The organism is Cohnella cellulosilytica, from assembly GCF_042431195.1.
GTDB classification, from domain to species: Bacteria; Bacillota; Bacilli; order Paenibacillales; family Paenibacillaceae; genus Cohnella; species Cohnella cellulosilytica.
Genome location: NZ_JBHMDN010000013.1, coordinates 1 through 19,550, shown reverse-complemented (window position 1 = coordinate 19,550; position 19,550 = coordinate 1). Strand labels below are relative to the sequence as shown.

At 58.2% G+C, this 19,550-nt stretch carries 13 protein-coding genes; 9 read left to right on the top strand and 4 right to left on the bottom strand.

From position 1 onward, the window contains the following. Positions 1 to 18 precede the first annotated feature (18 nt). From ACFFT4_RS09885 to ACFFT4_RS09875, 3 genes are all read left to right on the top strand, one after another. Positions 19 to 2,130 carry a phage tail protein gene (locus tag ACFFT4_RS09885; protein ID WP_378047214.1) on the top strand — a complete coding sequence of 704 codons (2,112 nt, stop codon included), beginning with the start codon at positions 19 to 21 and terminating at the stop codon, positions 2,128 to 2,130. A gap of 171 nt (positions 2,131 to 2,301) precedes the next feature. Then, positions 2,302 to 3,960: a hypothetical protein gene (locus ACFFT4_RS09880; protein WP_378047212.1), complete on the top strand. Its 1,659-nt coding sequence runs from the start codon at positions 2,302 to 2,304 to the stop codon at positions 3,958 to 3,960. Positions 3,961 to 4,029: 69 nt separating this feature from the next. Further along, complete coding sequence (locus ACFFT4_RS09875) at positions 4,030 to 4,701, top strand: tetratricopeptide repeat protein (RefSeq protein WP_378047210.1); 672 nt, start codon at positions 4,030 to 4,032, stop codon at positions 4,699 to 4,701. Positions 4,702 to 4,790: 89 nt separating this feature from the next. On the opposite strand, the gene ACFFT4_RS09870 is transcribed toward ACFFT4_RS09875, so the two are convergent. The 3 genes from ACFFT4_RS09870 to ACFFT4_RS09860 form a co-directional block, all read right to left on the bottom strand. After that, complete coding sequence (locus ACFFT4_RS09870) at positions 4,791 to 5,219, bottom strand: hypothetical protein (RefSeq protein ID WP_378047208.1); 429 nt, start codon at positions 5,217 to 5,219, stop codon at positions 4,791 to 4,793. Positions 5,220 to 5,925: 706 nt separating this feature from the next. Further along, complete coding sequence (locus tag ACFFT4_RS09865) at positions 5,926 to 8,106, bottom strand: MORN repeat-containing protein (RefSeq protein ID WP_378047206.1); 2,181 nt, start codon at positions 8,104 to 8,106, stop codon at positions 5,926 to 5,928. A 1-nt stretch (position 8,107) separates the two neighbouring features. Beyond that, entirely contained in the window at positions 8,108 to 8,494 is a 387-nt protein-coding gene (locus ACFFT4_RS09860) for a DUF4280 domain-containing protein (protein ID WP_378047204.1), read from the bottom strand. 196 nt (positions 8,495 to 8,690) lie between these two features. Between ACFFT4_RS09860 and ACFFT4_RS09855 the strand changes: the two genes are divergently transcribed. Genes ACFFT4_RS09855 through ACFFT4_RS09845 form a run of 3 tightly spaced genes read left to right on the top strand, consistent with a single transcriptional unit; the run spans position 8,691 to position 15,167 of the window. Beyond that, entirely contained in the window at positions 8,691 to 11,438 is a 2,748-nt protein-coding gene (locus ACFFT4_RS09855; RefSeq protein ID WP_378047203.1) for a HAMP domain-containing protein, read from the top strand. 21 nt (positions 11,439 to 11,459) lie between these two features. Then, on the top strand, positions 11,460 to 11,957 hold the full coding sequence (locus ACFFT4_RS09850; RefSeq protein ID WP_378047201.1) for a GNAT family N-acetyltransferase: 498 nt from the start codon (positions 11,460 to 11,462) through the stop codon (positions 11,955 to 11,957). Positions 11,958 to 11,972: 15 nt separating this feature from the next. Next, complete coding sequence (locus ACFFT4_RS09845; RefSeq protein WP_378047200.1) at positions 11,973 to 15,167, top strand: cyclic nucleotide-binding domain-containing protein; 3,195 nt, start codon at positions 11,973 to 11,975, stop codon at positions 15,165 to 15,167. Between the two features lie 276 nt (positions 15,168 to 15,443). Here ACFFT4_RS09845 and ACFFT4_RS09840 read toward each other — a convergent pair whose 3' ends face one another. Next, positions 15,444 to 15,959 (bottom strand): hypothetical protein, encoded by a 516-nt coding sequence (locus ACFFT4_RS09840; RefSeq protein WP_378047199.1) that lies wholly within the window; start codon positions 15,957 to 15,959, stop codon positions 15,444 to 15,446. Between the two features lie 542 nt (positions 15,960 to 16,501). On the opposite strand from ACFFT4_RS09840, the gene ACFFT4_RS09835 reads away from it, so the two are divergent. The 3 genes from ACFFT4_RS09835 to ACFFT4_RS09825 form a co-directional block, all read left to right on the top strand. Then, positions 16,502 to 16,825 carry a hypothetical protein gene (locus ACFFT4_RS09835; protein WP_378047197.1) on the top strand — a complete coding sequence of 108 codons (324 nt, stop codon included), beginning with the start codon at positions 16,502 to 16,504 and terminating at the stop codon, positions 16,823 to 16,825. Continuing rightward, the gene (locus tag ACFFT4_RS09830; RefSeq protein WP_378047196.1) at positions 16,822 to 17,757 is read left to right on the top strand and encodes an RluA family pseudouridine synthase; all 936 of its coding nucleotides are present in this window, start codon (positions 16,822 to 16,824) and stop codon (positions 17,755 to 17,757) included. The genes ACFFT4_RS09835 and ACFFT4_RS09830 overlap by 4 nt, the downstream gene beginning before the upstream one ends. A 275-nt stretch (positions 17,758 to 18,032) precedes the next feature. After that, on the top strand, positions 18,033 to 19,550 hold a 1,518-nt coding region (locus tag ACFFT4_RS09825; protein ID WP_378047194.1), incomplete at its 3' end, for a glycoside hydrolase family 78 protein.

Below are 19,550 nucleotides of genomic sequence, written 5' to 3'. Positions count from 1 at the left end.
GACGAGGGAGGGACGAACATGCAGGGCGGGACGACGTATTTCTCGCTGAATCGGCCGGAGCATTGGGCCCGCCGCGGAATCGGACGCAACCTGGAGCTGGACGAACGGGTTTCCATCCGCCGCGGGGAAAAATACGGGGTGCTCGAGACGGTGCATCTGGCGCAGCTCGAAGGCGTCGGCGACGTGACCGCCTTCGCCGTTCACCCGCAAGGCCGTCTGGTATTCCTGAACGCCGAAGGGGACTTGTGGACGTACGACCGGGGCAGCGGGCATCATGAGCGCCTGTTCGTTCCGGGGCATCATCTGTTTACGGCCTCGGCTAACTTGGCGATTACCGGCGATACGCTGTTCGTCGCCGACGCGGCCGGAGAGCCGTCGATCTCGGCGTTCGACATGGCTAACGGCCAGTTGCGTTTTCGCAGGTCGGGGAACGAGCTGGACGGCATTCCGTTCCATCCGCTCGCCATCGCTTCGGACGAATACGGCTTATACGTGCTGACGACGCGGCAGGCCGTCGACGATCCGGTCGCGGCCGACGAGCTTGGCTTTCGGCAGCTCGCGCTGGTGCGGCTGACGATGTCCGGAGCGGTCGCGGACGTCTACACGAACGAGAAGTTTACGGCCAAGCTGCCGGAAGAGACGGACCGCTGGCGCGGAACGCAGTTTATTTCCGTCACGCCGCAAGGAGACGCCTTCGTGCTCGAAACGCTGACCTGCGCGCTCTACATTCTCCAGAGGTCCGCGGGAGAGCGGCGGCTCGACCGCATTCTGATGCCGCCGCAATATTTTGCCGGACTGGGCGTCGATTCCCGCAAGATGATCTACGTCGGGGATTCGCGGGAGATCGGGGAGGACGGAGAGGATGACCGCTTCATCGTGCGGTTCAGCAGCAACGGAGAGCATCAGGACCGGATCTCCGGCTTCCGCGGCAAAGCCGGCTCCATCGTCGTCGACGGACGCGACCGGATGTACGTCTGGAACGGGGAGGAGAGCACGGTAACGGTGCTTGAGCTGCAGCCCCAGACGATGGGGTGGGAAGGCAGCTCGATTCCCGAAGGGGTGTGGCTGTCCAAGGCGTTCGACAGCGCCGAAGCGGAGACGGTATGGCATAAGTTCGCGCTGGACGCGGACATTCCCGACGGCACGCAAATCCGCGTGTCCTACTACAGCTCGGATTCCGAGTTTCTGCTGATCCAAGGCACCGTATGGAAGGTGGACGACTGGATCGCGGAGGAGGAGCATTCGTTCCGGGAGAAGCTGATGGGCATGGCGCCGTATTGGTCCGCGCCGATCGTTAATCCGGCGGACGCTTTGTTCTTCGGAGCCCAAGGCCGATACCTGTGGCTGAAAATAGAGTGGATCGGCAGCGACCGCCAGACGCCGCTGCTGGGCAGGCTTCGCGTTTATTTTCCGCGGGAAACGCTGCTGAGCTATTTGCCTGCTGTATACCAGGAAGAGGAGGGTAGCCGAGACTTCCTGGAGCGGTACCTGTCGCTGTTCGGCACGCTGTTCGACAGCGTGGAGGAGAAGATCGACGGCATGGCCGCCTATTTCGACAGCGAGCAGGCGCAGGGCGCGCAGCTTCGCTGGCTCGGGTCGTGGCTTGGCCTCGACAGCGACGAGCACTGGCGGGACGACAAAATCCGCGGGTTGATCCGCGCGGCGCCGGAGCTCTACCGTTACAGAGGGACGAGGCGCGGCATCGCGAAGCTCGTCGAGACGTTTACCGGGCGGCCGCCGATCATCGTCGAGCCGTTCCAGTACAAGGCGATGAGAGACAACGCCGAGCTGCGAAAGCTGATGGACGGACTCAACGGAGACAATCCGCATACGTTCACGGTGCTGCTGGATCAGGGCCAGGCCCCTTCGGAAAAGGAGCGCGTGCTGCTGCGCAGCCTTATCGAGGAGCATAAACCGGCCTTTACGGAGGTGCGGCTGGTGTGGCTGGAGCCTTGGACGTACCTCGACTTGCATACCTATCTGGGCGTCAATACGGTATTGGCCGAGCCGTCCCTGTTCACGCTCGGACCGGACAGAAGCATGCCGAACGATACGCTGATCGTGGATCAGGACATGGACGGCCGAATGGACGCGCATACGAGGCTTGGAATGGATTCGGAGTTGGAATGATGCTGCACCGATGCGACACGAGCCGCGGCTGCCATGCCGTCCGGTGGATCGCACCGATGAGTCGATAAACCGAGGAGGCGGAGCGCCGCTTGTTTGATCGCACCGATGTGACGACAAACCGCGGACGCGGAACGCCACTCGTTTGGTCGCACCAATTAAGGAGGGGTTTCGGTGAAAAAGGCGAGAATGTTTCCATTTGAGAGAAACCGGTATTTTTACGGAAAGCTGCTGACCGTGCGGGATTTCGAATCGGAGCAAAAGTATTTCAACGACAAGAGGAGATTGCTTAACCGGCTTCTGTTCGGCAGCGGCGTCCTCGCCGGCATGCAGGTGGTGGCGGTGGACGACAAGACGATTACGGTGGAGATGGGTGTCGCGCTCGATTATCTCGGCCGCGAGATCGTGATCTCGGCCCCGGTGACGTTAAAGCTGTCGATGATCGACGGGTTTACGAACAACGAGTACAAGAAAAACGTCTATCTGTACGTCGCCTACGACGAAAAAGGACGCGAGCCCGTGCATTCGGTCGGCAATTCCTCAGTGCGCGGAGAGGAAACCAGCGAGTACAACCGGTTTCTGGAAAGCTATCGCTTGTACGTGAAGGAAGAAGCGCCGGCGCCGCAATCGTTCGAGCATGACGGTCTGCTCGAGGACATCGTGACGATCTATCAGGATCAGGACGTTCGCGTGACCCAGAGAATGCCGAAATTCGCCAATCCGGGCGAAGTCCTCGACGTTACCCTCGTCGTGGAAAAAACGCTGCAGGCGCCGCGCGTCTCCCTCTCCTTGGCGTATACGGCGGAAGGCTTCGATCCCCTGGGCAAGGACGGCAACCTCGTCAAATTCATCGAGCCCGGAGACAAGCAGGATACGGAATACCGGTTGAGCTACAGCGTGAAGGTGCAGGATCTCCCGGGAACGACCGGCAAGCTGACGCTGAACGCGGGCTCCGTCGAGCTGCTGCTCGGAGACAATCGCGTGCCGATCGACCATACCGTCCGCCATTCGATCGATATCATCTCCGAGCCGGTCGAGGAACGGATTACGAAAGTCTGGTACGAGCGCTCCCTGGATCAGGCGGTGGAAGGCTATGCCGATCGCGACGTCTGTCTGGCGAAAATCGGGCTGCTGCAGCTTGGGCCGACTTACATGATCGAGCAGGTGGAGCGGGTACCGTTCGGCGAATATATTCCCAATGCGTCTCTGGCCCGGCGGCTGTCCCGCAGCGGAAAAGCTTCGGCCTTGCATCGTTTCTACGCGGAGGCCCGGGCTTACGATCTCGAGTACGGCAGCAAGCCGGAGCTGGACGTCGTGTACCATCCCGAGCGCAACGCCTTCGAGTTTACGCTGGGTATCCCCAAGCCTCAGACGATTCAGGACGAGATGGCGACGGGATACGTGGAAGTGCCTCTTGACCCGCAGGCCAAGCAAGGACCGCGCTTCTTCTCGCGCGGCAAGCGAAATTATGTGACCGATGAAATCGTGCACGGTCTGGGAGAGGGCCAGGTGACGGTCGTCGTCGGACTCGAGGAGGTTCCGGATTCGCAGGCACCGGTCGGATCGGGCGGTTCGAAGGTCTATTTCGGCGAGACGGACGTATTTAAAGATACGGAGTACGAAGCGGAGCTGCCGAATATCAGCTTCGGTACGCTGATCTACCCGGACAAGGGCAGCTTCCGGATCGGCATGAAGCTGGCCGGCTCCGCCACGGGCACTTCGCTGCGCATTCGCTGGTGGGCGTTCAAGAAGCTGCCGGAAGGCTCGCGGTATCCGGTCGCCGACTTGCGCAAAGCGGTCGACGAAGCGGCCGCGGGAAGCGATAACGTCTAAACGAGCTCGCAACAAGTCAGCCGCCATCGCGATCGGGCCGTAAAGGCGAGAGGGACAGGAGGCTTGAGCATGAGCAAAATTTTGCTGTTTTTCGGTTTGACCTGGCTGTTGGGCAATCCGTTCCTTGCGATTATTGTGCTGTTGGTCGTCATCTATGTGCTGGAGAGGCGGTTTATCGGTCTGTCTCCCAGCCTGGTCAAGCCGCTGCGCAGGCGCGGCTCGATCTCCAAATGGAGAAAGCAGCTGGAGATGAGCCCGCATGACGTCTCGGCCAAATCCGAGCTGGCCAGGCTGCTGATCGAGAGCGGGAAACACGCGCAGGCTCGCGACATTTTGCGGGGCATCGAGGAGCAGATGGAGCATTCGGCCGAGTACTGGAGCGATCTCGGAGCGTGCGAGCTGGCGCTCGGACGGCCGGAGGAAGGCGAGCAAGCGATGAAGCGGGCGCTGTTGATCAGCCCGAAGGTGAAATACGGTCAGCCCTATCTCAAGCTCGCCGAGGCGCTGGCCAAGACGGAACCGAACCGGGCGATCGATTATTTGCAGCAGTTCAAGGACGTCAACTCTTCTTCGTGCGAGGCCTATTACCGGCTGGGGACGATCTATGAGAGCCTCGGCAAGTCGGCGGAAGCCGCCGAAGCGTACAAGGAGTGCCGGCAGCTGTACCGTACGCTGCCCAAGTACATGAAGCGGCATGAGCGCAAATGGGCTCTGCGCGCGTCGCTGCGCGGCCGAGCCTGATTCTCCGCGCATAGAACAAGGGGCTTGCCGCCAGCGGGCGGCTCCCGCGCCGATAAGCCCCCAGTCGTTGCCCGATCGGGAATGAACGGTTACTCGGCTTCCTCTTGCGAATCGGAAGCTTCGCTCTCGTGAGCGGCGACCTCGGCCAGCGCAGGCTCGTCCGCCTCGGCTTCCGCAACCGCCTGGTCTTCCGCCGCTTCCTCCGCTACAGCTTCTTCGGCTTCCGATTCGGCAACGGCCGCTTCCTCTGCATCCGCTGCCGCCGAAACTACCGCCACGGCTTCTTCTTCGGCTTCTTCGTCCGCTTCCGCAACCGCCTCATCCTCGGCGACGGCCGCTTCTTCCTGCTCTGCGGAAACCTCTTCAACCGCTTCCGCAGCCGTTTCATTTTGCTCCGCGCCCGCTTCGGCTACGGCTTCATCGTCAATCGCCCCTTGAGCGACCTCCTCCGAGACTTCCGCAACCGTTTCCACTTCCGCTTCCAGCCCATCTACCGCTACTACTTCTTCTGCATCCATCGATACTACCTCCCGGGCTCCATAATAGGGGGGACAACCCCCTAAAATCAACGTTATCTCTAAAGAAAAAAATTGGCAACGGTGTTATTTTGTTAGTTATTGACTGCTTTCCACGAAAGCGGGAGCAGTCGAGCCGATCCGCCGAATAACGTCAGAGATTCCTAAGCGAGTCGAATGGGAAAAGTGGCGGATGCCGACAGGTGGGATCGCTTTTCTACGACTGTCCGCTTCGCCTCCCCCGTTCGCTTAGGGCTTAATGCGCAAGGAGAAATGCCCAAAAAAATCACACATCGGACGCGCGAAAGGGCCCAAACCGAAACGAGAGGCGTTAAGCGAAAAAATCGTACATCGGCGCGCGTCTGGGGCGGAATTGGGACGGGATACTCGAAAGAATCGTACAACGGGGGGCGAAAGAAGCGAAATTGGTGGGAGATACTCGAAAGAATCGTACAACAGGGCTCAAATTGGACAGAATTGAGAGACGATGTTCGAAAAAATCGTACATTGGCGCACGGCTGGGGCGAAATTGGGACGGGATGCTCGAAAAAATCGTACAACGGGGGCTTGAACGAAATAGAAACTAATTAGCACGATAAAAAAACCGCCCAGGATAGAGATCATTCTCTGATCCTTGGGCGGTCTTTCAGCTAGTAAGAGGTCGGCCAGGCGGCTGTACTGCATTGCTCGCTCGGAGGCCGCCCGGCGACTACGGCTTAAGCGGATGAACGCTTAACCGGACCGGGACGTCTTTGTTGTAGGTGAAAATGTAGAGCGCGTCGTTCCAGGCATAGGTCATTTCGTATTTGCCGCCGTCGAGCGTTTGTTTGAGTCCTTTTAGCTGTTCGGCCTGGATCGCTTTGGCAAGCGCCTCCAGCACCGTTTTGTTCCAAGTGTTGATTTCGGTGACGGCGTAAGCTTCCGGATTATCCTCGTCGGCCTTCAGCTTAAACGAGAATTGATGGGACGCGTAAGTGAAATCGAGAGGCTCCGGAGGCAGGTCCGGTAAAAATGCCTCCTCTGCCGGGTCCGGAGACGGAGGCAGCACCTTCATCATTTTTGTCTTAGCCGCGGCCAGCGCGATAACCGGCGACGAACGATAGCTTGCTTTGCTTAGGCTCGCTCCAGCAGCCTCTGAGTTGCTTCCGATGGCACTCTTTGCATTAGAGCTGCTTCCGGTGCCAATGTTCACGCTCGTCACATTCGACCCGCCACTGACGCCACTGTTCACGCCTTTTGCACTCAACCTGTTACCAACGCCACTATTCGTATTCTTCACAATTGAGCCGCTGTCGGTGCCATCATTCGAATCCTTCGCATCCGATCCGCTGCCGCCGTTGGAACTATCCGCATTCGGGCTGGCACCGGAGTCGGTTGTACCCTGCGCATTCGAGCCGCTATCGGCGCCGCCGGCACTCGGATCGGCAGCGTTGCCGTTCGCATCGCCGCCGCTGTCTGCTTCCGGGCCGCTTGCGTTGTCCGCTGCCGCCTCGCCGCCGGGCTCTTGTCCGGCGCCGTCGTTTGCGCTTTGCGATCCGCCCGCATTCTCCGTGCCCGCGCCACCTGCGTTCTCCGCGGGCGTTGTGTCCGAGCTCCCGCTGCCATCGCCGCTGCCGCTCTCTTCCTCCGCCGCAGGGTCAATCGGCAGCTCCGCGTCGTCGATCGGCTCCAGCTCTTCGGGAAGGGTCTCGGCATCGTCAGCGGGAGGGGTGTCGGGCGCTCCCAACAGTTCCTGAAGCTTCGGCTGCGAGACACCGAGGAAGCCTTGTACGTAAATTTCCCCGCTGCGGAAATAGCCGGTATAGACGGCCGCGCCGTCCGCGTCGAGCAGTGTGCCGACGCCCTCGTACTTGTCGCCCTTGAACTTGCCGGCGTAGAGCCCGATCCCGTCCGGGCTGAACGCTTTGCCGTCACCGTCGCGCAGGCCGCCGACGAAGCCGCCCTCGTACAGGACGATGCCTTGCTCGTTCAACAGCTTGCCGGCGCCATGATACTTGCCGAGCAGGAACGCGCCCTCGTACTTGGACACGCCGGAAGCAAAATATTCCTTGCCGGTTCCGGACAGGACGCCCGCAAGAAACTGGCCTTCGTAATGCAGGGATCCGTCCGGACGATACAGCTTGCCGGCGCCTTCGTACTTGCCGGCGTTAAAAGCGCCCTCGTACACGAGCGCCCCGCTCTCGTCGTAGAGCTTGCCCGCGCCCTGATACTCGCCGCCGGCGAACGCTCCCGCGTACAGCGGCTGGTCCGGGGCGGCGTACAGCGTGCCTTTGCCCTCGTACTTGCCCGCCGCGAAACCGCCTTCGTACAGGAAGGAACCGTCCGGCTTGAACAGCGTGCCCTTGCCCTCGTACAGATCGGCCGCGAATTGCCCCCGGTAGAGGAGAGTTCCGTTCGCATCGTAAAGCTCGCCCTTGCCCGACTTCAGCCCCTGACTGAAGTCTCCGATATAGAGCAGCGTGCCGTCCGCGGCGTACAGCTTGCCCGCGCCGGAGAATTGGCCGTTATCGAGCGGACCCTGATACACCAGCTGGCCGTTCTCGTCGACGATTTTGGCCACGCCGGTAAAGCCTCGCGCCATCGCGGCCGACGCTTCGATCTTCGGCGTTCTCGCAAACCACTTGTCCACGAACTTGGGCGGCTTGATAAAGCCGAAGTAGACGACGACCAGCGTCAGCAGAACGAGGATGACGAACAGCTTTTTGGCGATGTAGAAGGTTCCGACCTTCCAGTAGTTCTCCAGCGAGCGAAGCTTGCCGCCCATAATGCTTCGCATCCATTTGACCAGCCAGCGCACGAGCAGCTTGGGCCATTTTTTGGCGCGTTTGAGCGGCATGATGATCATGCGTTTGACCGGCTTGATGAACGGCTTCAATATCATTTCGATCATGTTATGGCACCTGAATCGTTAATTGTCCCGGATTTACGATCTGTATAACACCGCCGAAGTTGCACATGCATTTGGAGGAATTGTTCAAGGCGGGCATGTTGGCGACGAGCACCGTCGGGGAGCCGGGAGCCCAGGGCGCGGCGATGGCCGGCATGCAGGGCATGGGGGTCAAAACTCCCAAAGCCGCGGCCGTTGCGGATGCGACGGCGGGGTTGGCCATCGAGTTGCACATTCCGAAAGGCGCAATATTGAGCATCGGTTTGTTATCCATAATATTGGCGATCGGCATCGCCGTCGTCGTCCGGTTGACCGGAAGCACGTTAAGCATGCCGGGCGCCATGCCGAACGAGCATTGCAGAGAAGCGCCTCCGCATACGAGCTGTCCCATTGACCCATCCTCCATTGGCGTTTTAACACGAATCATTTCTATCAATTTCCATACTACAATATTCCTTGAAAAATGTCATTTTAAATAGGAAAAAGGATGTAAAATGTCGTCGTTTATAGTACGATGGAAATAACAGGTTAAGTGACGGGAACAGGCATTGCGCGTATGCCGATTCAAGGAGAGACGGTATAACGATATGAAAAAATTGGCGTTATTGGCGCTTGTCGCCGCGTTGGCGTTGACGGGATTGTCCGTCTATTGGATCATGCAGGAGGGCGGCTTTCAGAAGGGACCTTGGTCTCGGGAGCAGCCGCTTACGAACTTGTCGAGAGCCGCGGAGGCGACCGGCGGCTCGCTCATCGCAATCGGTCAGTCGAAGCAGGAGATCATGCGCCTGTCTCCGACGGGCAAGCTCGAGGCGTCGGCCGGGCACGACGGCATTCGCAGCGATTCCCGGCAGGACTTTACGGAGGCGGCCGTCGACGGGCAAGGCCGGACGATTGTACTGGATACGGTGCTCGATTCCTACGGACTGATCGTTCAGAGCGAACGAATCGTCCGCTACGGGGAGAAGGGCAATTCGCCGGAAACGCTCTATGAATGGAAGGGCAACGGAACAAGCAAGCGGATCGGCCAAATCCAGGGCCTCCAGGTGAAAGGCGACAGCCTCTATTTCTTCCTGTCTTCTGCGGAGAAGATCGCTCTGATGCGGCTGCCGCTTGGCGGCGGCCAGCCGCAGGAAGCGTTCTCGTTCGCCCTGCCCGCGGAGAGGTATCTGTCCGAGATTGTCGGAACGGAGCCGGGCGAAATCTATTATACGACCAAACGCGGCAGCATCTTTCGCGTAGCGAAGGACGGAGCGAGCGAGATCCTGTACCCGCTCGAGAGCATGGACCGCACTCGCAAAAACTTCCCCGAGAGGCTGTCGATCGCGCCCGATGGAAGTCTTCTGTTCGTCGACCGTCTTGTGAACGCGGTAACGCTCATGCCGGCGGGAGGCGCCGATCTGAAGGTGCTGCTCGACGGATCTTCGATCGTACGGTCCGTTCCGGACGCGGAAAGCGCCGAGATCATGGACGTCGTTCCAAGGACGGACGGAGGGTACGCCGTCGTGCTGAACGACCGCATTCTGCTCTACGACGAGACGAACCGGCTGACTCAGGCGCTCGATCAGGCGGGATTTTCCGGCGGGGTGCTCGCTTCGGGCTGGCTGAAATGGGGAGCGGCAGCAGCCGGGGTCTTGCTGCTGATCGTCGCGCTGCGGCTGGTCTACGTACATCTGATGAATCGTCGGGTATCCCTTTTTCTCAAGCAGGGGATTGTGATCGTTCCGATCATTTTCGTCGGGATGTTCCTGCTGGCGAATTCCATCTATAACAGCTTCTCTTCGCGAATGGAGGAAGAGATGCAGCGCGAGCTCATGCTGTTGGCCCGCAACGGGCAGCAGCTGATCGACGGGAATCGTCTGGAAAAGATGCATTCGCCGGCGGATTACCGCAACGAGGATTACGAATTCATCCGGGAGAAAATGGACTTCCTGTTCGCGAACGAGCAGGATATCGAGCGCCAGGGTTTATATACCACATTATACAAGTACGATGGGGATCAGCTGTATATCATTATGGACGACGACGACGGCGTGAACATGTTCAAACCGTTCGAGATGAACGAGGAGAACGAGGCGGTTCGCCGGGAAGGCATCATTCAGACCGGCCAATGGGAGGACGCGGACGGCAAATGGATGTATGCGATCGGTCCGATCTACAACGGCAAGCACGAGGTTGTCGGCATCTATGAGACGGGGCGCGATCTGAGCGTTCTCTATCAGGCCAATCAGAAAATCTATCAAAGCATTTTGCAAAATATCGCGATTATCACCGGCGTGCTGCTGGCCGTCATTTTGGCGGGAACGTATTTCATGCTGTCGACGGTGCGCAAGCTGCGCAAGAGCGTCATGGCGATGGCGGACGGCAACTGGGACGTCGAGGTGAGCGTCAAGAGCCGCGACGAGGTGGGCGATCTCGGCGAGCAGTTCAACCGCATGGCCAGATATATCCGGCAGTACGTATCGGACATTACGAGCTTCTCCGAGGCGTCGTACCGGTTCGTTCCGCAGCAGATTTTCAAGTCGCTCGGCAAAAAGGGCATTCTGGATATTCGGTTGGGCGATCAGGTTCAGCAGGACATGTCGGTGATGGTCGTCAATTTGCGAGATTTCCGCAAGCTGTCGCAGTCGCTGACGCCGAAGGAAAACTTCAACTTCATGAACTCTTTCCTGCGCCGCTTCGGTCCGCTCGTGCGCCGGGAGGACGGGCTGATCAGCAAATACCTCGGAGCCGGCTTCATGGCGCTGTTCCCGGGCTACGCGGAGGAGGCGCTGAGGGCGGCGATCGCGATTCGCCAGGAGCTGGACGATTATAACGTCAACCGCCGGCTGTCCGGCTACGCCCCGGTCGACATCGGCGTCGCCATTCATCGCGGTCCGCTTATGATGGGCATTATCGGCGAAGAGAGACGCTGGGAGGGCAACGTCATCTCGGACGATGTGCATTTGACCGCCACGCTGGAGAAAATGTCCGAGGAACTGGGCGCGTCGGTGCTGGTAACGCGGGATTTCTTCGAGCGGCTGCGGGAGCCGGAGCGGTTCCGGTACCGCTCGCTCGGACGGGTTACGCCCGAGGGGCAGGAGCAGTCGATCGAGCTGATTGACGTGTTCGACGGGGACTCGGAGCCGGTCCGGCAGGCGAAGGAGCGCACGAAGGCGTTGTTCGAGAGAGGGCTTATGCTGTGTCAGGAAGGCCGGTTCTATGACGCGCGCGAAACGTTCGTCGAGGTGATCAAGCAGAACCGGATGGACAAGGCCGCCAAGCTGTACTTCTATCTCTGCGACGAATACTACCAGAAGGGCACGTCTTCCGGCTGGAACGGGACGCTGGCGGTATAGCGCGAAAGGGAGGAAGCGGGAATGATTACCCGGACTTACGAGATTCATCTGCTGGATTCGGCGGCAAGGGCGCGGAGCATCGTGGAGTTCCTGTTCTCCGAGCATTCGTTCGACGATACGAGATATACGCCCGGCGAAGAGGAGCAGCTCAGAGCTTTGCCGTACCGGGCGCTCGACGGACAAGCCGTCGTCTGGTACGCGACCAACGAGCGGGACGAGATTATCGGCGTGAGCTGCGCGGCCGAGAACGATCAGAAAACCGGAGGTTACAGCTGGGACTACGTGGTTGTGCATCGCGATCATCGCGGCTGGGGCATCGCCGGAGCGCTGCTGGAACGAATGCTCGTTTATTTGCGCCAGGCGTCCGCCCGATATTTGATGACGTACACCTGCAGCCTTCCCGAATACAAGACGGCCCGCAAAATGTTCGAGAAAAACGGGTTCAAACTGATCGGCCAGTGCCCGGACTATTATTTCGACGGGGAAGACCGGCTCATTTACTGGTTACGGATTTCATAAGAGAGTTGAGTAGGTATGATTGCACAACAATGGATTCGCCGCTTGGGAATTATGACGGAGGACCGGCACAAGCTCGCGCTGATGGTGCCGGTCTTCCTGCTGTGCGGCATCGCCGAGATGCTGAATTACAACGGCTTCATGACGCTGTTCAACCAGCGCTTCGGCAGCGCCTATCTGCCTTACGTGTATGCTGCGGAGGCGGTGGTTCTGCCGTTGGAAGCCTGGTTTATGACCTGGCTCGCCGGCAGAATGACGAAGCCGGGATTGATGCGGACGATGTATTCCCTGATGATCGGCATCGTAGCTTTTAACGCGATTGTGCTGATCGGTTTGCGGGCGGCCGGAATCGACTTCAAGTTTTATTATCCGTTTCTTTTTTTGACGTCGAACTTTGTCGTCCGTCAGCAGACGATTCTGCTGTGGAGTCTGGCCGTCGATCTGTGTCCGACGCAGCAGGCGAAGCGGCTGATGCCGTTCTTCGTGGCGGCGGCGACGCTGGGCGGCGTGGCCGCCGGTCTGATCACGCAGGCGGTCAGCCCGCTGCTCGGTCCCGATATCGTCTACGTGCTGGGGCCGCTGTTTCTGCTGGCCGCTTTGTACAATTATCGCAAAGCGATCGCGGATTACCTCGTGCCGCTGGCGCTCAGATCGGCGGGAGGAGACGAAAGCGGTCAAGAGACGCTGACGTCGATGGATTATTTCAGACGGACGCTTAAATCTCCGTTCCTGCTGGGTGTGCTGGGGATGATGACGATCATGCCGGCGCTTTATTTTCTGATGGAGTTCGTGTTTCTGAATACGGCGCATACCGCTTATCCGAACGAGGCCGACTTCGGCAAAATGTTCGGCGTCGTCACGACCGTTCTGTTTGCGCTGGCGTTCCTGCTGCAGCTTGTCTCGGGGCGTCTGATGACGTGGTTCGGAGCGAGCGGCATGCTGGCTGGCATCTCGGCCGTCTACGTGCTCGCTTTCGCGGCCGCATGGGGGATGATCGGCTCGCCCGCGGCGATGCTGGCGGTGTCCGGCGGCTATATGCTGACGTATTTGTTGATCTATTATTCGGCTGAGCCTTCCTATCAATTGTTTTATAAAATGCTGCCGCTGCAGCAGCGGGACGGCTTTCGTTATGTGGCGCAGGGCGTCGCTACCTTCGCGGGCATTCTGCTCGGGGCGGGATTGCAGTTTCTGCACACGGGCTTCGGCTGGAGCTTCGCCGCGTTGGCGGCGTTCGGTCTGGGCGGCGCGGCGATCATGCTCGTCTTGTCGTGGATCGTTCGCCAGCTTTATATGAAGGAACTCGTCCGCAGCCTGCAGACGGCCGGCTTCTCGGAAGACCAGGAGCTGGCGGAGAGCTATCAGGAGTTTTTCCGCAATTCGCGCACGATGGGCGCGGTGCAGGCGATGCTTGGGCATGACAGCGAGGAAGCCCGGGAGATCGCGCTGAATTTGCTCGGACGCAGCAAAGATCCGCGCTATTTGCAGGAAATTCTCGCCAAAATCGACGACGAAAGTCCGCGGGTGAAAATCGCCGCGTTGAAGGCGCTCGATCTGTCCGGGGCCGGCCTGGAGGAGATGGCCAAGGTAGCCACGCTGCTGGAGGACCCGGAGCCGGACGTCCGTCAGGAGGTTGTGCGCAACCTGGCGCGGATGAAGCATATGTCCTCGCAGGCTTTCTTCTTCCTGCGGATGAAGCTGCTCGACACGTCGCCGATGGTGGTGGCCGAAGCGGTCAAAGCGATGTATATGCTGGAGAGCGCGCAAAGCTACGAAGCCTGCTACGAGGTCATCGAGCGGATTCTCAAGGAAGGCGGAGAATCGTCGATCCACGTCTGCCGGGTCGTGGCGGAATTGCGGCTGGATCGTTTTGCCGCAGAGGTGAAGGAGCTGCTGGAAGACCCGCATCCCGCGGTGAGAGTGGCCGCGACGGCTTGTCTCGGCGTGCTGAAGCGGACGGAGGTCGTTCCCGGATTGCTGGCGAAGCTGCCGGTAGCCGATCAGGAGCTGTACCGCGTTACGGTGCGGGCGCTGATCGATATGGGCGACGGCGTCATTGACTCGCTGAAGAAGGCGCTGCCGGCTGCTTCGCCGAAAAGCTGGAGCGCCTGCGTCACGGCGCTGGCGAAGCTGCTTCCGGGCGAGGAGGTGCGCGGCTGGCTGGCCGAGCAGGGCGCGGACAAGCTGACGGAGCATGCGCAGTCGGCGCTGCTGCCCGCGGCCTACGAGGCGCTGGGCCGCGCGGATTTAGCGGAGCTGGCGGAGCTCCGGCAGCGCGATCTGGAGCGGACGATCCACGACGGCGTCTGGGCGATTCTCGAGCGGTTGACAGACGAACAGGTCGTCGCCTCCGTGAAAAAGGCGCTGGCGGATGAGGACGAGGAGGTTCGCAGCGGCGGTCTGGAGGTGCTCGCCGAAGGAATCGGCGGCGTGCGCAGGCTGTCGCAGAGGCTGGCGGCGAGCTGGCAGACGGATTCGGAGCGCGCGGCCAATCCGACCGCGGAAGCGGCGGCGGAGGCGGTCGCCCTGTCGGCGGAATCGTCCGACGACTGGTGGCGGGAGATGGCCGAAGAATGGCGGCGAGGGGAGGAGGGACAAGCGATGAAGGAAGAGCAGAGCGTTGGTGCCGGCTCGGGTGCGGGATCAGGTTCAGGTACGAATGCGGGTACAGGCGTGGGATCAAGTTCAGGTGCCAGTGCCGGTTCGGGTACAGGTTCAGGTACAGGTTCAGGTACAGGCGTAGGATCAAGTTCAGGAGCCGGGGTGCTTGGTCGGTTAAACAAAGTCGTTTTCCTGAAGAAAGTACCGTTTTTCGCCGACCTGTCGCTTGAAGAGCTGGGCTTGATCGCAGGCGCGGCGACAGAGATGACGTTCGAGGACGGCAGCTATTTGCTGCACAGGGGAGAGAAGAACCCGGCGATGTATGTCGTCATCGAAGGCAACGTCGAGCTGACGAGCGTATCCGCCGCAGGCTGGGAGGGCACCTTGGGCGTACTCGGAGCCGGCGAGGTGTGCGGCGCGACGTCGGCGCTCGATGAATCGCCTTCATCGGTGACCGCGCAGGCGTTCTTCGGCGACGTTCGCGTGCTGGCGCTGCAGCGCGAGGACGTGACGAGGCTTGTCCGTCTGTATCCGGAGATCGGAATCGGGCTGCTGCGGGCTTCTCTGGCGCGAATCCGGCTGCTGGAAGAGATGATGATGAAAATCGATTCGTGATCCTATCCGACGAGCCTAGATGATTTGGGCTGCTTCGAGCGATTTCGTTCTTCGAGATCGTTTGATAATTGACGTTTCTTACGGACGGTGGGCGCCATGTCATACGTGTTGCGGCGAGGCAAGGAGATACGGGGAAAGAATATAGATATGTAGATTAGACCCTGCTTGCTTGAATATTTCTACGATACGTAAGGCATAGGCGTTACTGCAATGTTTCGCGCGGTTGAACCCTGTTTCTAATTTGCGATTGGACATTGCCTTCTTTCCCGCTCTACATTATTTGATACGGCGCAGCTCCGCAATATCGGCTTCGTGCGAGATTGATCTAACCGATAAACGTTCCAGTATTTTTTGCTGCTCCTGCTGGATATTAATGACGGTTTGTTGATTATCTTTAAGGATCTGGACATCATCGTTCAGTTGATTGATGCTATTATTCGCTTCCAACACTGCCTGTTGTACCAACGGGATTAGGGCGGTGTCTTTTTTCATTTCGGTAATATCGGTCTCCATTCGGTCAAGTCGGCCTTCCACCCGATCAAGACGTGAGCTGAATCCGGTCTCCATCTGGTCAAGGCGACCATCCATCTGATCGAGGCGATCTTCCATCCGATCAAAGCGACCATCCATCTGATCGAGGCGGCCTTCTATCCGATCAAAGCGATCATCCATCTGATCGAGGCGGCCTTCTATCCGATCAAAGCGATCATCCATTCGATCAAGGCGTACATGGATAGGTGTCAAAGCTTCCGCTAATACCGATTGAAGTACCTCTTTCAAGTTGTCGCTCATAGTGCGTTTCCTCCTTGGGGCTTCTAGAACCGCATAATTCGACTTTCAACTTCAATAAGCGCGACCACGAACAAGTTATTGTATAAATACTCTAACATGTTTTTAAACAAAAATAAATGATATTTAACGATATATAAATGTGCTTGAGATACAATTTTTTGATATGTATAATTCTAATTATAGTAATGGAAATTTACACGGATAGATGAGAGTAAAATGGAGCGGAACAGGTCAGTAAAGCTTCTGAATTCAAAGAGCTAATTCAAGAAGAATTCGTAGATAATTGTCAAATCTAGAGACCGGGACCGTTTTATACAATGATGCCGTCCCAGTGCAGTTCTTGCCCGAACGAGGACGCGATCGGGACTCGAGCGGGCAGTTTGCAGACGAAGCGAATGTGCGGCGTTAGAACGTTCCGGAAGAGAGTTGACTTTGCTCGAGCGTTCCCGTATATTGGTCGGCAAAGCCTTGCAAAGATAGCGGGCGAGGAATGGAAATCGGAGGAACGACAGCGATGAACGGAGCGGGGAGAAATCGGACGCGTGGTGGGCATAAGCCGACCGGCGGCCAGGAGAAGAACGGACGTCGGGAACGCGGGGCTTCGGGAGCCGGACGGAGCGGAGGAGCAGCGCGGGTGGGAACGGCCGGACGCAGAAGCGAACGCGCAGCGAAGGCTGGAAGCTATGGACGCGGGGAGCCAGCGGCGAGGGGAGCAGGTCAAGGGCGAGAAGAGCATGCGGCGAAGGCTCCAAGCCAGGGGCGCGCTGGAGGCAGACGCAGCCTGCGGGCGGAGACGCCGGTTGGCAACGGAGGCGGCGCGCGTCCGGCCGAACGCAGCTCCGGCGGCAGGCGAGCAGGGGCAGTGACCGCATCGGGAACCGCCGCTCGGGGCGGGGGGCAAACGCAGCCTATGCTCGGGATGGGCCGCATCAAAGGCGAGTGGATGGACATTCGGCTGCCGGATAGTTTGACAGGCGCGCCGCTGGCGGCCGTCGCGAAACATTTGCCGCTGCCGCCCAAGCTGCTTTCCAAGCTGATGCAAAATCGCGGCTGCTTGCTGCAGGGAGCGAACCTGCGGCTGCATCTGTTTCCGCGGGAGAGCCGCGATTATCCGTCCGACTGGATGGAGCTCAATATCCTGTACGAGGACGAGTTTACGCTTGTTGTCAACAAGCCGGCGGGCATCGAGGTGCATCCGAGCGAGAAAGGGCAGCGCAAGACGCTCGCGCATGCGGTCGCCGCGTATTACGAGATGACGGGGCAGGATTTGCGGATACGCCACGTGCACCGCATCGACAAGGATACGACCGGACCGGTATTGTACGCGAAAAACGAATTCGCCCAGTATCAATATGATAAAGGAATGCGCGAGAAAACGATCGGGCGCGTCTATGTGGCGTTGGCCGAAGGCGGCGTGGAAGGGAACAAGGGCAGGATCGACAAGCCGATCGGCCAGGACCGGCACCACTCCACGCGCCGCCGCGTAAGCGAGACGGGCGATCCGGCGGTAACGCATTACGAGGTCGTCGAGCGGTTCGCGGATCATACGCTCGTTCGGCTGCATCTGGAGACGGGGCGTACGCATCAGATTCGCGTCCATCTGTCGTCGATCAACCATCCGCTGGCCGGGGACGGTCTATACGGCGGCAAACGAGGGATCATCTCCCGTCAGGCGCTGCACGGAGAGAGGCTCATCTGGCGCCACCCCTGGACCGGGGAGAAGCAGCAGGTGACCGCTCCGCTCCCGGACGACTTCCGGGAAGCGTTGGATAAGCTTCGCCGCGCTAAGCAAAATTGATCTCACATATGAAACAAACAAAGCACCTTCAAGCCTCCATGTCGTAGGATATGGTGGACAACTTTGAAGGTGCTTTATGTTGAAAATTATTCGAGTAACTATTGATATTAGAAAGAAGATAAGTACTTAAACTACTCCATGGCTGCCCCTAATAAAGCTTATCAGATGTACTCGGTATGAAAAGTAATCGACTAGAAAATGTTTTGGTGACAAATGGTAGAAAATAAAGTAGGATTATGGATGTCGAAGAAAAGGGAAAAACAGGGGGATATGGCATGTTATTCAGGTCGGTAAGTGTGCTCGTGGTTCTTGTTATGATTCAACTAGCACTTGGAGTAGGTGTTTTTGCCAGTGGCTCCTATCAGTATGAGTATGATCTTAATAATAGATTGATGGGGATCAAGAAGAATGGCATTTATATAAAAAAGTTTACATATGACGCTAATGGCAATCAATTGACCTCGACAATCGAGGGGCGTCCAGAAGCAGCATTAACGTTCCCTACGGGAAGCGAAAGCAACCCCAGTTCGATCGATACTGCAGTTGTAAATATTGCATGGACACAAACGGCCTCACCTGCAAGTGGCGCTTTTGAATATGTTCAAATTCAAGTACGGGATGCTGGTGGGGCTCTGGCTTGGGATTCGGGTACGCTTAATCAGCCTACTTCCACTGCAACAGGAAGTTTCGAATGGGTTTCGGCTTTGCCTCAGAATGAGAAGTTTCAATTACGTTTGCGCGTGAAGGATTCGGAAAGCTGGTCGAGTTGGACAGAATCAGGCTGGTTCGTGCTGAACGATGCGGAAGAAATCGATAATCTTATTAAGAACGGTGGTTTTGAGAAGGCTTATGGTGACTCTCAATATTATTGGGATCATCGTGCCGATGCTTTCGATACTGGCGAAATTGCTCTTGTTTCAACACCTGTTGTAAAGGGAGCCCGAGCGTTAAAGATCGAAGCGACCGGATTGGCGTCGTGGGCGAGAGCGCAAGTCTTGCAATCGGTGGCAGTTGAAGGCGGAAAAGCCTACCTGTTATCCGGCGATGTGTATACGCCGCAGTTGCAGAACGCATTCGCGGAGCTGCATATCCAATACTACAATGCAAGCAACAGCAGTCTTGGTCAGGATTATGTCCGCCAGGAAACGGCTATAACGGGCTTCGCGCATTTGGAGAAACGTAGTGTCGCACCGGAGGGGACGGTTCGTGCACAGGTCAGCGTCAGACTTTCCGCGAATGCAGTGGGTAACGGCAGTGGTTTGCTATATGCCGACAACATCGACCTGCGCGAGACAACGGATCCGAACCTGCTGGTGAATGCGGACTTTGAGCATACACTGGACACAAGCGCGACCAACTGGCAGAGCTTTAACGCCGGCACAGGTACGATTGGCTCGACATATTCACCGGTAGCGAGCGGAAGCAAGGCGATGAAGATCGAAGCGGCAAACTTGCCGATCTGGCAGAGCGGCTATATTCGTCAACGGATTAATGTAGAGGCAGGTCAAACCTTTAAGCTGAGCGGACAGCTGCATGCGGAAGAACTGAACAATTCTTCCGGACAGCTACTCGTGTGGTTCTACGATGAGGACTGGACAGAGGTAGGATCGTTTACAGCTGAACTGAATCAAACGACAGAAGGTTATGTGTATCTGGAGAAGCAGGGCATCATTCCAGAAGGCACGGTGTTGGCGGAAGTCGGAGTGCATTTGACGGCCAATCAGAGCGGCGGCTCGGGTACGTTGTATGCCGATGCGCTGAAGTTTGAATACGAGGAACCGCTGATTGAGGAC